The following is a 14013-nucleotide window of genomic DNA, read 5'->3' as shown; positions in this document are numbered from 1 at the left end:
CGCGGCTCACCCGGCCAGGTGGCCGTAGCGGTCCTCGAGCTCGCGCCACGTGCCCTGGGCCACCGCGCGGCCGCCGATCAGCACGACCACCCGGTCGGCGCGGGACAGCGCCGCCCGCTTCGACGTCGAGCCGATCACCGTGACGCCGTGCTCGCGCAACGCGCGCCACAGGTCCAGCTCGGTGGTGACGTCCAGCGCCGAGGACACGTCGTCGGCGACGAGCAGCTCGGTACGCGGCGCCAGGGCCCGGGCCAGGGCGAGCCGCTGGAGCTGGCCGCCCGACAGCCGGGTGCCCTTGTGGCCGATGAGCAGCTGCAGACCGCCGCCGGCCGCCGCCAGGTCGTGCTCGAGCTGCGCCGTCGTCACCGCGTCCGCGGCGTCGACCTCGTGCCCGAGCTGGATGTTGTCAGCGACCGTGCCGGACAGCACCCGCGGCAGCTGGGCGACGTAGCCCACCTGGTTCGGCCGCAGGAACGTCTCCGGCTCGCCGACCGGCCGGCCGTTCCACGCCAGCGTGCCGGTGTGGTGCACGATGCCGGCGAGGGCCCGCAGCAGCGACGACTTCCCGGCGCCGACCGGGCCCACGACCAGCACCAGCTCGCCCTTCTCGACGGTCAGGTCGACGTCCTGCGCGCCGACCGTGCCGTTCTCGTGCACCGCGCTGAAGCCGGTGAGCTCCAGGCGCTGCAGCGGCACCCGCGGCGGCGTGGGCGGGGCGTCGGCCGTACCCGCCGCGATGTCCACCCCGGGAACCGCGGACGAGTACGCCGACTCGCCGGCCATCGCCACCGTGCGCCGGGTCCAGACCCGCGCCGACGGGAAGTGCGACACCAGCGAGGCCGTGGTCCACGCGAACCACCGCGCCGAGCCGAGCACCGCCACCGCGATCAGCGTCGCCGCCGCCGACAGCTCCCCGGACAGGTACATCGCCCAGGCGGCGATCGGCAGCAGGCCGCTGAGCACCGACGGCGTGGACCGGGCCCACACCTGGATGGCGATCTCCCGGCGCTGCCGCTCGCTGCGGACCTCGTCGAGCCCGGCCAGGTGCTGGAGCACCGGCACGGTGGCGCCGGCCAGCTTGACCGTGCGCGCCGCCGACAGCGAGGACACCAGCGCCGTCGCGAAGGCCGCGCGGGCCGCCACCGTACGCCGGGCCGCCCGCTCGAGCCGCGGCCCGAACAGCGTCGCCATGAGGCCGGACACGACCATCGTCCCGACGAAGAAGCCGGCGGGGACCAGCGACTGCGACGCCACCGTCATCGTGACGATCACGACCAGGCTGATCGAGGTGTCGATGAGGTTGTCGGCCAGCATCACCACCCGCTCGGTGTCGCCGCCCTGGGCCACCACCTCGGCCGGCGTGTACTTGCTGACCCGGCGCGGCCCGATCTGCCCGTGCACCAGCCGCAGGCTGATCCGCAGCATCTGGCGCACCCACCACTCGGGGAACCAGGCGCCGGTGTAGAACAGCGACGGGATCGCCACGAGCAGCCCCGCCGCGATGCCGAGCGCCGGCCACATCGGGTCGCCGGCGCCGTCGACCACATGTGACCAGAGCAGCGGCAGGATCGCGCCGTCCAGGCCGAGCAGCACGAGGACCAGGAACAGGCCGAGCGCGGCCAGGCCGTACCGGGCGTCGTTGGTGGTGAGCCGGAAGATCTCGCGCATCGTGCGGGCCGGCGGCTCCTCCGGCAGCGGCGGGGGATCGGCCAGCGGCAGGGTGTTGCCCAGCTCGGCGCGGACCGGCTCGACCGCCTCCCGCTCCAGCACGGCGACGCCCCCTCCGCCCGGGTCCGCCTGCGCCGCCGCGCCGCTGCCGGAACGGGCCGGTGCGGCGACGCTGGAGCTGGCCAGCAGCTCGGCGAAGCGGCGTGACCCCGCGAGGGGGCCGGCCTCCAGCACCTGGCCGTCGGCGAGCACCACGACCTCGTCGCAGCGCTGCACCGAGGAGAGCCGGTGCGCCACGATCACGCCGATGCGGCCCTGCAGCAGCCGGTCGGTGGCCCGCTGCACCCAGGTCTCGGTGACCGGGTCCATCCGTGCGGTCGCCTCGTCGAGGATGACCACGCGCGGGTCGCGGACCAGGATCCGGGCGAACGCGACCAGCTGCTCCTGCCCGGCGGACAGCACGTAGCCGCCGTCGCCGAGCTTGGTGTCGATGCCGTCCGGAAGCCCTTCCACCCAGCCGCTCAGCCCCAGCTCGGCCACGGCCGTCGCGGCCCGCGGCAGCAGGTCCTCGTCGAACAGCGCGATGTTCTCGGCGAGCGTGCCGGCCAGGATCTCGGTGCGCTGCGGCACGATCGCGGTCCACCGGCGCAGGCCCTCGATGTCGAGGTCGTTGATGTCCGTACCGGCGAGGAACACCGTGCCGCGCGGCACGTCGACCGCGCGGGTCAGGACCTTGGCGAGCGTCGACTTGCCGGAACCGGTACGGCCGATGAGCGCGTACGACCGCCCACGCCGGAACGTGAGGCTGACCCCACGCAGCGCGGCCGGGCGGGCGCTGTCGGACTCGCCGTACCGGAACGTGAGGTCGCGCACGACCAGGTCGCCGTCGGACGGGGGCTGCCCGCCGGCCGGTTCCTGCTCGACGCCGCGCAGCAGCTGCACGCGGCTCCAGGCGCCGAGCGCGTTCTGCAGCTCGGGGACCATCCGGGTGACGTGCTCCAGCGTGCCGCCGAAGCCGAGCGCCAGCAGCCACACCGCGGTCAGCCGGGCGCCGTCGATGTGGCCGGCCGCCAGCGCCCACGCGCCGCCGACCACGAGCACCGCGATGAGCGTCCGGGTGATCGCGCCCGCGCCCATCGTGATCCGCGACGACATCCGCCACACCAGGCGGCCCCGGCGCAGCACCTCACGGGCGCGCTGGGCGTAGAGGCGGCGCACGTACGGCGCGGCGAGGCTGGTCCGTACGTCGTCCTGCCCGTGGATCGCCTCCTCCATCACCGCGGCCAGGTCGGACCAGGCTTCCTCCTCGCTGATCCGCGCGGGGGAGATGCGCTGGATCGGTTTGTTCATGACGGCCACGAGCAGGACCGACACGAGCACCATGCCGAGCGCGGCGGGCCACCACGCGAAGAACGCGGTGACCACGGACAGCACGGCCACCGCCAGGGACTGGGCCAGCCGTACGCCGCTGCCGCGCAGCTCGGAGCCGACCTGGTAGACGTCGCTGTCGATGCGGTCCAGCAGCTCGCCGACGGGGGTGTTCTCCAGCGTGGGCACGTCCTGGCCGAACGCCACCCGGCAGAGCCCGCGGCGCACGGCGGCGGCCCAGTCGGCGGTCAGCCGGGCGGCGGCGAGCCCGACGAGCACGTCGCTGAGCACGGACACGACGAGGGCGGCGGCGAGCACCCCGAACAGCGGCACGGACCGGTTGACGAGCACGGCGCCGGCGAGCCCGAGGGCACCGGCCTGGCCGGCGGCGCCGAGCACGATGAGGACGGCGATGAAGGCGGTGCGACGGGGCGAAGTACCCCATAAGTCGCGGAGCAGGCGCATCGAACGTCCTCATTCGGCAGGAGGAAGCGGTGCCTCCATCCTGCGGCGGCCGGGGACGGGCCTCAACGCAATTACCGGCCCCGGTGCATCGCCCGGCGCACGACCGCGGACGGCGGGCCCACCTGCGCAGTTCGCGCCCGGGCGGCCGTTCCCGCCGGGGAGTCCGGCTGGGTCGTGCCGTACAGCCAGGCGGCGAAGAGGTCGTCCAGCTGGCGGCCGGAGACGCGCTCGGCGTGCGCGATGAACTCCTCCGTCGTCACGGTGCCCCCGGCGTGGAGCTGCGGCCAGGTCCGCAGGGTGCGGAAGAACGCGGCGTCGCCGACCGTCAGCCGCAGCGCGTGCAGGGTCATGGCGCCGCGCACGTACACCGGCGGGTCGAACAGGTGCTGCGGGCCGGGGTCGCCGATCGGCAGCGACCAGAACTGCGTGTCGCCGCGGAACAGCTCGGAGTACAGGTCGAAGGCCTCCTGGGCGGTGCCCTCGCCCTCGCGCTCGCTCCACAGCCATTCGGCGTAGGACGCGAACCCCTCGTTGAGCCAGATGTCCTGCCAGCGGCGCACCGCGAGGCTGTCGCCGCACCACTGGTGGGCCAGCTCGTGGACGACCACGCCGGCGCCGTCCTCCGCGGAGGTGAAGAAGCCCTGCGCGTAGACAGGCCGGGTCTGGTTCTCCAGGGCGAAGCCGAACGCCGTGGTGCTGTCCACGATCCCGCCGGATGCGGAGAACGGGTACCGGCCGAAGAGCCCCGAGAGGAAGCCGATGATCTCGGGCTCGCGGGCGAAGGCCCGGGCCGCGATCACGCCCGGCGGTTGCGGGGTGTCCTCGACCGTGCCCGAGATCCACGTGGTGGCCGGGTTCGGCGGGCTGCCCTCCGGCGCCGGGCCGGGCGTCCAGCCGCCGAGCCCGTCCTCGAACGAGGTGCTGCCCTCGCCGGTGGAGACCACGACGTCGTCGACGAACACGCCGGGGTTGGTGATGATCTCGTCGTTGACCACGGTGAGCGACACCTCGGCGGTGCGGCCGGCGTACGCCGACAGGTCCACCGACCACTGCTCGTACCCGTCGCTCTTCCCGGTGGCGGCCGCCCACGTGCCGGTCGTGCCGCTCGGCGTGCAGTCCGTGCCGTCCGGCGTGACGTAGTGCAGCAGGAACGGGTGCAGCACCTCGGCGTACCCGCACACGGCGCCGGGGTCGCTGCTGGTGTGCCCGTTGCGGTCGGCGAGCGTGGTCCAGTCGCCGCCGCCGGCCGTACGCGCCTCGACGAGGAAGAAGTCCCAGTCCGGCTCGGTGTCCCGGGTGACCCAGAAGCTCAGGTCCCCACCGGCGGCCGGCACGGCGATCGTCCGCGTGAGCCGCTTGTACGACGGCTCGCCCCGCTGGGACACGGCCATCCGGGTGCCGGTACGCGGCCGCGCGGCCGGCTCGGACAGCTTCGGGTCGATGGCGTCCCAGTAGCGCACGCCGTTCTTCCGGTACGCGGACACCTCGTACTCGCCGACGGTCGCGGTGGCCAGGTACGAGGCCATCGGCTCCTTCGCGTCCCAGGTCCACGTGGTCCAGCCGTGCCGGGTGGTGTGGCCCAGCAGGACGCCGTTGGAGACCGCCTCGAGGCCCCGGGGTGCGGTGATGCGGATCGTGTACGACGCCTTGTCGCGCGGGTGGTCGTTGACCGGGAACCAGGTGGACGCCACCTCGGGCTGCCCGACGATCGTCATGCCGTCGTCCGTGGCGAAGACGCCCGAGGCGCCCAGGTTGGGGTCGTCGATGACCTGCGGTACGCCGTCGTAGCGCGCGACCACCGTGAACCGGTGACCCTTGCGCAGCGGCCGGCGCGGCGTCACGGTCAGCTCGCCGTCGGCCCGTGCGGTGGCGGCCGGGCGCCCGTCGACGGTCAGCGAGCGCAGCGTCAGCCCGTCGAAGTCGAGGTTGAACGACGACAGGTGCTGCGTGGCCGTCGCCGTGATCGTGGCGACGCCCGCGAGCACGTCGGTCTCCGGCGTGTACGTGATGTCGAGCCCGTAGTGCCGCACGTCGTACCCGCCGTTGCCGGCGAGCGGGAAGTACGGGTCCCCGATGCCCGGCGCGCCGGGCGTGGCGGGTGGCCCGGCGGCCCCGGCGGGGGCGGCACCGGCGATGACCAGCGACAGGATGATCGAGCAGGCGAGGACGGCTCTGCGCACCATTTCCGCACGGTAGTCCCGGTCGGTGGCGCGCGCTGCCCCACTGCCCATTTCGGACAGAAGCCGGTTGACAGGATCGCGGAGCACGACAAGTATCAGCGGTTATCGATGTATTTCGCCGATCGCGAGGAGTTTCGCGGATGCGCCGTCCCGCCGTCGTGGCCGCCCTCCTGATAAGCGCATTCCTCGTCGCGACGCCGGCGCACGCGGCGCCGGGGGACGGGCCGCAGACCGTCGAGGACGTGTACCGCTACCTCGAGGATCCGGAGCTGACCGCCGAGGGTCAGGAGGAGCCGCACGCCGATCTGCGGCCGTACGGCTCGGTCGCGCAGGCGGTCGCGGACGTCACCGGCCACGACGGGCCGAGCCCGTACGTGCGGAGCCTCGACGGAAGCTGGCGGCTGAAGCTGTTCGACCGGCCCGACGACGTCCCCGCCTCGTTCCATCAGGCCGGTTTCGACGCGTCCGGCTGGCCGTCCGTACGCGTCCCGCACACCTGGCAGTCGGACTTCATCGACCACCCGATGTTCCGCAACATCCCGAGCGAGATCGTGCCGGACGACCCGCCGCGGGTGCCGCGTGACGTCAACCCGACCGGCGCGTACGTGCGTACCGTCGATCTTCCCGCGTCCTGGCGCGGTGGCCGGGTGTTCCTCCGCTTCGAGGGCGTGACCAGCAACTACCTGGTCTGGGTGAACGGCGCGTACGTCGGCTACGACCAGGGCGGCTACACGCCCGCCGAGTACGACGTCACCGAGCGGCTGCATCCGGGCCGCAACACGATCGCCGTGCAGGTGCACCGCTGGGGCTCCGGCGCGTACCTCGAGGACTACGACCAGTGGCGCTACAGCGGGATCTTCCGCGACGTGTGGCTGTACCGCACCGAGCAGACCCGGCTGCGCGACGCGTACGTGACGACCGACCTGGACGCCTCCTACCGGGACGCGCAGCTCACCGCCCGGGTGGACGTGGCCGGCGCGGCCGGCGCCTTCACCGTGCGCGGCACTCTGCTGGACACCCGCGGCCGGACAGTGACCACCGTCAGCGCCGCGGCGGGCGTGGGACGGGTCACGCTCACCGCGCCGGTCGCCGACCCGGCCAAATGGAGCGCCGAAGACCCCAACCTCTACACGCTCGTACTGCAGCTGCTCGACGCGCGTGGCCGAGCGCTGCACACCACCGCGCAGGCCGTCGGCTTCCGCGAGATCGAGGTGCGCGACAAGCAGATCCTCGTCAACGGCAAGCGCATCCTCGTCAAGGGCACCAACCGGGCCGAGACCGACCCGGACACCGGCCGGCACGTGACCCGGGAGAAGCAGCGCGCCGACGTGTTCCTGATGAAGAGCCTGCACCTCAACGCCGTACGCACCTCGCACTATCCGTCGGATCCGTACCTGTACGACCTTGCCGACCGGCACGGGCTGTGGGTCGACGACGAGGTCGACATCGAGACGCACAACCACGAGAGCTGCCCGTCGGTCTGCCTCGCCGACCGCCCGGAGTGGCAGAAGGCGTTCGCCGACCGGTTCCGCGCCATGGTCGAGCGGGACAAGAACCACCCCAGCGTCATCTTCTGGGACACCGGGAACGAGGCCGGGCTGGGCGCCGCGCACTACGCGATGGCGGCGTGGGCCGACGCCAACGAGCCCACCCGGCTGCTCTACCACCAGTCCAACAGCCCGGACGGCGACGCGCCGTACGCCGACGTCGACGGCCCCCGCTACCCGACGCCGGCGCGGCTCGAGGCCCGCACGCTGAGCAGCGCCAAGCCGATCGTGATGGGGGAGTACGCCCACGCGATGGGTAACGGCCTGGGCAACTTCGACCAGTTCTGGGCCCTGGCCCGCAAGTACCCGTCCATGCAGGGCGGCTTCATCTGGGACTGGGCCGAGCAGAACCTGCGCCAGCCGCTGGTCCTCACGCCGGACTCCTCGCCGGGGCGCCTGCAGACGTTCTTCGTCGGCAAGCCCGCGCTCGTGCCGGGCCACCGCGGCCAGGCCGTCAGCCTGTCCAGCCTGGACGACTTCGTCGACGTCTTCCGCGACCGCAGCCTCGACCTGACCGGGCCGCTCACCCTCGACGCGTGGGTCAGGCCGGGGGAGTGGGCAGGCAGCTTCCCGATCATCACCAAGGGCCGCGGGTACGCCCTGCAGATGCGTGACCGCGACACGCTGGAGTTCGGCGTGGACGCGGGCGGCTGGGCGACCACCGCGGCGGACGTGCCGGCGGACTGGTACGGCGCCTGGCACCGCGTCACCGGCGTGTACGACGGCTCGGCGCTGCGCCTGTTCATCGACGGCGCGCAGGTGGCGGCGGCGGCGCGTACGGGAGCCGTCGACCCCGGCCTGTTCGAGGTCAACATCGGCCACAACGCCGAGACCCAGCGCGACAACGACCTGCGCAACGCGCGGCTGGCCCGCGGCCTCGTCGACGACGTGCGCATCTACCCGGCGGCGGTGACCCCCGACCGGCCGGCGGACCGGGAACCGGTGCTCGCGCTGGACTTCGACACCGCCCAGCGCCGCGGCGACTTCCTCAGCCTGGGCATCAGCCTGTCCGGCACCGACGGGCTGGTCGGCTCCGACCGGTACGTGCAGCCGGAGACCGCCGAGATGGCGTGGGCGCAGGCGCCGATCCGGATCAGCGCGGTCGACGCGGCCGCCGGGAAGGTCCGTGTCCACAACGAGCAGCAGGCGGGCACGCTCGAGTTCCGGCTGCGGTGGGCGCTGACCGAGCAGGAACGCACGCTGCGCTCGGGTACGCGGACGGTCCGCCTCGGCCCGTCGGAGTCGGTGGACCTGGAGCTCGGCGCGGCGCCGGCCAACCCGGAGGACCGCGAACGGTTCCTCACCGTGGCGGCCCTCAGCACGCAGGACCGGGCCTGGGCGCGGCGCGGCTGGGCGCTCGGGCACGACCAGTTCGCCGTCGGCGGCAGCGCGGTGCCCGGCGTCCTGCCGGTTCCCGTGACCGGCGCGCCGACGCTGACGAGCCACGACGGCACGGTCACCGTGTCGGGGCGCGGGTTCGCGTACCGGTTCGAGGGCGGCGAGCTGGCGTCGATGCGGTCCGGCGGGCGCGAGCTGCTGCACGGCGGCCCGCGGCTGGACGTGTACCGGCCGCCGACCAGCAACGAAACGTACGACTGGGGCACCGACGACCGCCGGGTGTGGCACGAGACCGGCCTCGACGCGCTGACCACGAGCGTCACCGGGGTGCGGACGTCCACCGAGGACGACGCGGTGATCGTGGAGGTGCACAGCCGCTCCACCGGCAACGGCATCGTCTTCGACCAGACGCTGCGCTACCGCATCGACCGGCGCGGGACGATCAGCCTGCGCCAGGAGGTCGTGCCGTCCGGCCCGCGCCTCGGCGAGCTGCCGTACCTGCCGCGCGTCGGCCTGTCGATGCAGGTGCCCGACGAGATGCAGCGGTTCGCGTACTACGGGCGGGGGCCGCAGGAGTCGTACAACGACCGTCGCAGCGGCGCGCCGATGGGGGTGTACCGCAGCACCGTCGGCCGCGAGTACGTGCGCTACTCCCGGCCGCAGGCGTACGGCAACCACACCGACGCGCGCTGGGCCTCGCTCACCGACGGGCGCGCCGGGCTCATCGTCGGCGGCATGAAGGACGTCAGCGTCACCGCGTACGACCAGCTCGACCGCGCCGAGTACGACCACCAGCTGCCGCTCGTCCGCAACCCGGACTGGGTGACACTGCACGCTGAGGCGAGCGAGACCGGCATGGGCGAGACGCCGAACTCCGTGCTGGCGCCGTACCGGCTCGCGCCGAACCGGCCGTACGCCCAGGACCTGGTGCTGCGACCGCTGACCCACCCGGAAGCGGCGGCCGGCGGCGTGCCGGACTCGGACGTGCCCGCGCCCTGCCCGCCGTCGCTGACCGTGGCCACCGACGGCGAGGTCGAGCCCAGCGTCGCGGAACCGGTCACCGTGACGGTCACCGCCCGGTGCGCGGCCGGGCTCACCGATGCCACCGTACGGCTGGCAGCGCCGCAGGGCTGGACCGTCGAGCCGCAGACCGCCGAGCTGGGCGACGTCGCGTACGGCACCCCCGCGCGGGCGACGTTCCGTGTCACCGCGCCCGCCGGCACCGACGTCGGCAACTACGACCTGACGGCGACCGCCGTGACGACCACCCCGACGGGCTTCACGTCCACGACGACCGCCACGGCCACCACGACCGCGCCGCTGCCGCCCGGGTGGTCGTGGCTCAGCGACCGGCCGTACACCGCCACGGCCAACGGGTGGGGACCGGTGGAGAAGGACCGCAGCAACGGCGAACAGGCGGCGGGCGACGGCGGACCCCTGACGATCGCGGGTACGGCGTACCCGAAGGGCCTGGGGGTGCACGCCGCCTCGGCCGTGACCGTCCCGCTCGGCGGCGACTGCTCCCGGCTGCGCGCCGACCTCGGCGTCGACGACGAGACCGGCAGCGACGGTTCCGTGGTGTTCTCCGTGTGGCTCGACGGCGAACGCCGCTACGAGTCGGGGGTCCTGACCGGCGCGGCGGGGGCCACGCCGGTCTCGATCGACCTCTCCGGCGCGCAGACCCTCGAGCTGCGGGTCACGGATGCGGGCGACGGCAACGCCCACGACCACGCGGACTGGGCGGCGGCACGGCTAGCCTGCAGTTGATGCATCCCCCGTCGCCCTGGAACCTGCGCGGCCGCCTGTACCTGTCGGTGTTCGCGCTGCCGGCCGCCGCGCTGCCGGCGCTGCCCGGCGGCCTCCGCCCGCTCACCGTCGCGGGCCGGGTGCTGCTCGGCGCGGCATGGGTCCGGTACGAGCCCGGCGGCACCCTGCACTACCGCGAGCTGCTCACGGCGGTGCTGCTGCGCGACCTGCGGGTGTCGATCGTCGACATCTGGGTCGACAGCGAGGCCTCGCGCGACGGCGGCCGCTCCCTGTGGGCCATCCCGAAGGACCTGGCCACGCTGGAGATCGACCCACCGGCGGCGTCCGCGGCCGGTATCGCGACGGCGGTGATCCGCCCGGGCCGGCGCTGGCCGGGACGCTGGCCCGCGCCGATGCGCCTGCGCCAGGCCCGCGGCAGCGCGCTGGTCGAGACGCCGGTGCGGGGGCGTACGGCGCTGCGGAGCGCCCGGGTCGCGTGGGCGCCCGAGCGGAGCGGACGGCTGGCGTACCTGGCGGGCCGCAAGCCGGTGCTGTCGCTGGTGCTCGACGACTTCCGCCTGCGCTTCGGCCGCTGACCGCGATCACCAGCTCACCAGCCGGCGATCGCGGACCGACGGCAGTTTGCCGCGGCTCAGCTGAACGGCGACAGCGCCGAGCGCGACGGCCAGCGCGGCGGCCGCGATGACGTCTCCCCAGCCGGCCGTCTTGAGAACGCCGGCCCACATGGTGGCCGACCACAGCAGGATGACCACGCGGGCCCCGCCGACCACCCCGGATCGGTACAGCGCGGCGACCAGCAGGGGCATGCCGAGATACTGGCCGAACGCCGACGTCACCGCGATCCGCCAAGGGCCGTACGAGACGTCGACGTAGGCGCCGAGGATCGTGGCCGTGGCCGTGTCGACGCCGTCGGTGCAGGCCAGCTGGAACGCCGTCTGCTCCACGCCGGCGAAGTAGACCCGCGCCACGAGGCCGAGGATCACGAGCGCCCCGCCCGCGACGGCGAGCCGTGGCGACCGCCGGGCTGCCAGGCGGGCCAGTGCCCACGTCGCCGGTATCAGCAGGATCGAGCCGATGAGGAAGCTCGCGAAACCGGCGGTCGTGAGCGCGGGATTCGCGGCGTACGCCGCCAGCTGCTCCCGCACGGCGAACGGCTCAGCCGCATGACGTGCGAGCTCATCGGTCGTGAAGCCGGCGGAGGAGAGAGCAAGCGTGCGCAGCAGCAGTCCCACGCACCAGAACAGCGGGCCCAGAACAAGCGCGACGACCGCCAGGAGCCTGGCGGCCGGGACCATCTCGCGGTCGGCGTCCTCCATGACCGCACCGTAGTTTCATGGGCACGGACGGGCGAAGTCGTCCTCAGCCCGATCTCAGGCCGGGTTGCACCGCAACGGCCGACAGGGGTAGAGATGCAGCGGTGAAGACCCTCGCGCGCGGGCTCGTGGCCGGTGGCATGGCGCTGGCCCTGGCGGCCTGCTCGGCGGACGGGGACGCCGCCTCCGGCTCGGCGCCGCGGGCCACCGTGTCCGCCTCCGGCCAGGCCGAGGTGCCCGCGCTGGCCGCCACGACCGTACGCCCGCTCGCCGGCACCGACGCCGCGCCGTTCGACGAGCCGCGCCGGCTGCAGGCCCCGCCCGGCTGGACGGTCGAGGTGTGGGCGCGGGTGCCGGGTGCGCGGCTGCTGGCGTGGACCCCGGACCGGCGGCTGCTCGTGTCGCGGCCGAAGTTCGGTGACGTCGTGTCGCTGGCCCCGGGCGCCGCAGACGCCGCGCCGGCCGCGAGCACCCTGGTCAGCGGCCTCAACCAGCCGCACGGGCTCGCGTTCACCGGCAGCACGCTGTACCTGGCCGAGAGCGACCAGGTGGACGGGTTCGCGTACGCCGCCGGCGCGGTGTCCGGCAAGCGTGTCGTCGTGGGCGGGCTGCCCGACGCCAAGAGCCCCGAGCTGGGAGGCGCGTACGCCCACGCGCTGAAGAGCGTCGCGGTCGGGCGTGACGGCGCGCTCTACGTCTCGATCGGTTCCACCGGCAACATCTCGGCCGAGGACCGCGACGCCAGCCCGGAACGCGCGTCGATCCTGCGGGTGCCGCCGGGCGGCGGGCCGGCCGCGGTGTTCGCGCGGGGCGTCCGCAACGGCACCGGGCTGGCTGTCGACCCCGACGGCGGCGTCTGGACGGCGGTCAACAACCGGGACAACATCGCCTACCCGTACGACGGCGACGACCACGGCAAGGTCCTCACCTGGTACGTCAACGACCATCCGCTCGAGCCGCTGGCCCGGCTCACGCAGGGACGCGACCTCGGGTGGCCGTACTGCAACCCGGATCCCGACCTGCAGCCCGGTGAGAAGGACTCCCCGCTGAGCTACACGCGCCGGCCGTTCGTCCGCGACATCGAGACGAACGCCGACGGTTCGAAGCTGGACTGCGCGGCGCTGCCCCCGGTCGAGCAGGGGATGGGTGCGCACTCCGCGCCGCTGGGTCTCAGCTTCGCGACGGCTCCGGGGCTGCCCGGCGCGTACGGCCCCGGCGCCCTGGCCGGCGTGCACGGCTCGTGGAACCGCAAGCCGCCCCGGGCGCCGGAGGTGTCGTTCTTCGCCTGGCGTGACGGCACGCTCGGCCCGCAGCAGACCCTGCTGACCGGCTTCCAGGCCGAGGACGGCTCGCGCTGGGGCCGGCCCGTCATGGCCGTGCAGGGCCCGGACGGAGCCCTGTACGTCAGCGACGACCTCGCCGGTGCCGTCTACCGCGTGACCGCGCCGTAGCGGCCCTCTGTGAGGTCGGCGAGAAGGCCGGGCCGCACCGGGTCCCAGCCCACGAGTTCGCGGGTGATCGCGGCCGAGACCGGGTTGTCCAGCTGCGCGAACCTCCCGAGGAAGCCGAAGTGGTCGTCCGCCTCGGCGGGGCTGATGCTGCGGACAGGCAGGTCGAAGGCGCGGCCCACGGCGGCGGCGATGTCCCGGAACGGGATCCCCTCCTCGGCGGCACCGTGCAGGCGTGAACCGGCGGGAGCCTTCTCCAGCGCGAGCCGGTAGAGGACGGCCGCGTCGAGGGTGTGCACAGCCGGCCATCGGTTGGCGCCGTCGCCGACGTACGCCGCGTACCCGTTCCTGCGGGCGGCGGCGATGATGATCGGGATGAAGCCCTGGTGGTCGAGCGAGCTGTGCACGGTGGGCGCGAGCCGGACGACCGACGAGCGCACGCCGCGTGCGGCGAGGCCGGCCACGAAGTTCTCCGCGTCGATGCGGTAGCCGCCGTCGGGGAAGACGTCCTCCTCGGTGCCGGACCGGCCGGTGACGCCGCCGGTCACGAGCATGGCCGTGCCGCTCGTACCGATCAGGGGCTTGCCCGAGCCGTCCAGGCCGCCGGCGAGAGCCCGGAGGGCGGCCAGATCCGCCTCGGCGGCGCCGGCCAGGTCGCCGGAGGTCATCAGGTCGTGGCGGAACGCCAGGTGGATCACGCCGTCGGCGGCGGCCGCCTCCCGCCGCAGCAGGTCGAGCTCGGCCAGGTCGCCGCGGCGCACCTCGGCGCCGAGCTTCTCGACGGCGGCGGCGGAGGCGTCGGAGCGGGCCAGGCCGACGACGTGATGGCCGGCGGCGCGGAGCTCCGGCAGGACGGCCGACCCCACGTGGCCGGAGGCGCCGGTGACGAATACGCGCATCGTGGATTCCTTCCCGAGCA

General features: G+C 74.0%; 7 protein-coding genes. 3 read left to right on the top strand and 4 right to left on the bottom strand.

The genetic code is table 11. The features are described 5' to 3' along the window. Positions 1-6: 6 nt before the first annotated feature. Positions 7-3501 (bottom strand): ATP-binding cassette domain-containing protein, encoded by a 3495-nt coding sequence (locus IT780_RS18565; protein WP_199512857.1) that lies wholly within the window; start codon positions 3499-3501, stop codon positions 7-9. 71 nt (positions 3502-3572) lie between these two features. Next, a complete protein-coding gene (locus tag IT780_RS41965; protein ID WP_233413067.1) occupies positions 3573-5684 on the bottom strand; it encodes a M1 family metallopeptidase in 2112 nt (703 codons plus the stop codon). A 137-nt stretch (positions 5685-5821) separates the two neighbouring features. Here IT780_RS41965 and IT780_RS18550 point away from each other — a divergent pair, with 137 nt between their 5' ends. Further along, positions 5822-10333: a glycoside hydrolase family 2 TIM barrel-domain containing protein gene (locus tag IT780_RS18550; RefSeq protein WP_199512856.1), complete on the top strand. Its 4512-nt coding sequence runs from the start codon at positions 5822-5824 to the stop codon at positions 10331-10333. Continuing rightward, positions 10333-10908, top strand: coding sequence for an acetoacetate decarboxylase family protein (locus IT780_RS18545; protein ID WP_199512855.1), 576 nt, complete (start codon positions 10333-10335; stop codon positions 10906-10908). The genes IT780_RS18550 and IT780_RS18545 overlap by 1 nt, the downstream gene beginning before the upstream one ends. A 6-nt stretch (positions 10909-10914) precedes the next feature. Here the strand turns inward: IT780_RS18545 and IT780_RS18540 are convergent, their stop codons facing one another. Continuing rightward, positions 10915-11649: a hypothetical protein gene (locus tag IT780_RS18540; protein WP_199512854.1), complete on the bottom strand. Its 735-nt coding sequence runs from the start codon at positions 11647-11649 to the stop codon at positions 10915-10917. Positions 11650-11750: 101 nt separating this feature from the next. Here IT780_RS18540 and IT780_RS18535 point away from each other — a divergent pair, with 101 nt between their 5' ends. Then, positions 11751-13097, top strand: coding sequence for a PQQ-dependent sugar dehydrogenase (locus tag IT780_RS18535; RefSeq protein ID WP_199512853.1), 1347 nt, complete (start codon positions 11751-11753; stop codon positions 13095-13097). Here the strand turns inward: IT780_RS18535 and IT780_RS18530 are convergent. Further along, positions 13076-13993, bottom strand: coding sequence for an SDR family oxidoreductase (locus tag IT780_RS18530; RefSeq protein WP_199512852.1), 918 nt, complete (start codon positions 13991-13993; stop codon positions 13076-13078). The two genes, IT780_RS18535 and IT780_RS18530, sit on opposite strands and share 22 nt — an antisense overlap. Positions 13994-14013 lie beyond the last annotated feature (20 nt).

This window comes from Nucisporomicrobium flavum (genome assembly GCF_016464385.1).
In the GTDB taxonomy this organism is placed as follows: Bacteria; Actinomycetota; Actinomycetes; order Mycobacteriales; family Micromonosporaceae; genus Actinoplanes; species Actinoplanes flavus_A.
Note: the sequence above shows the minus strand (reverse complement) of the source record. Positions and strands in the feature narration are given on the sequence as shown.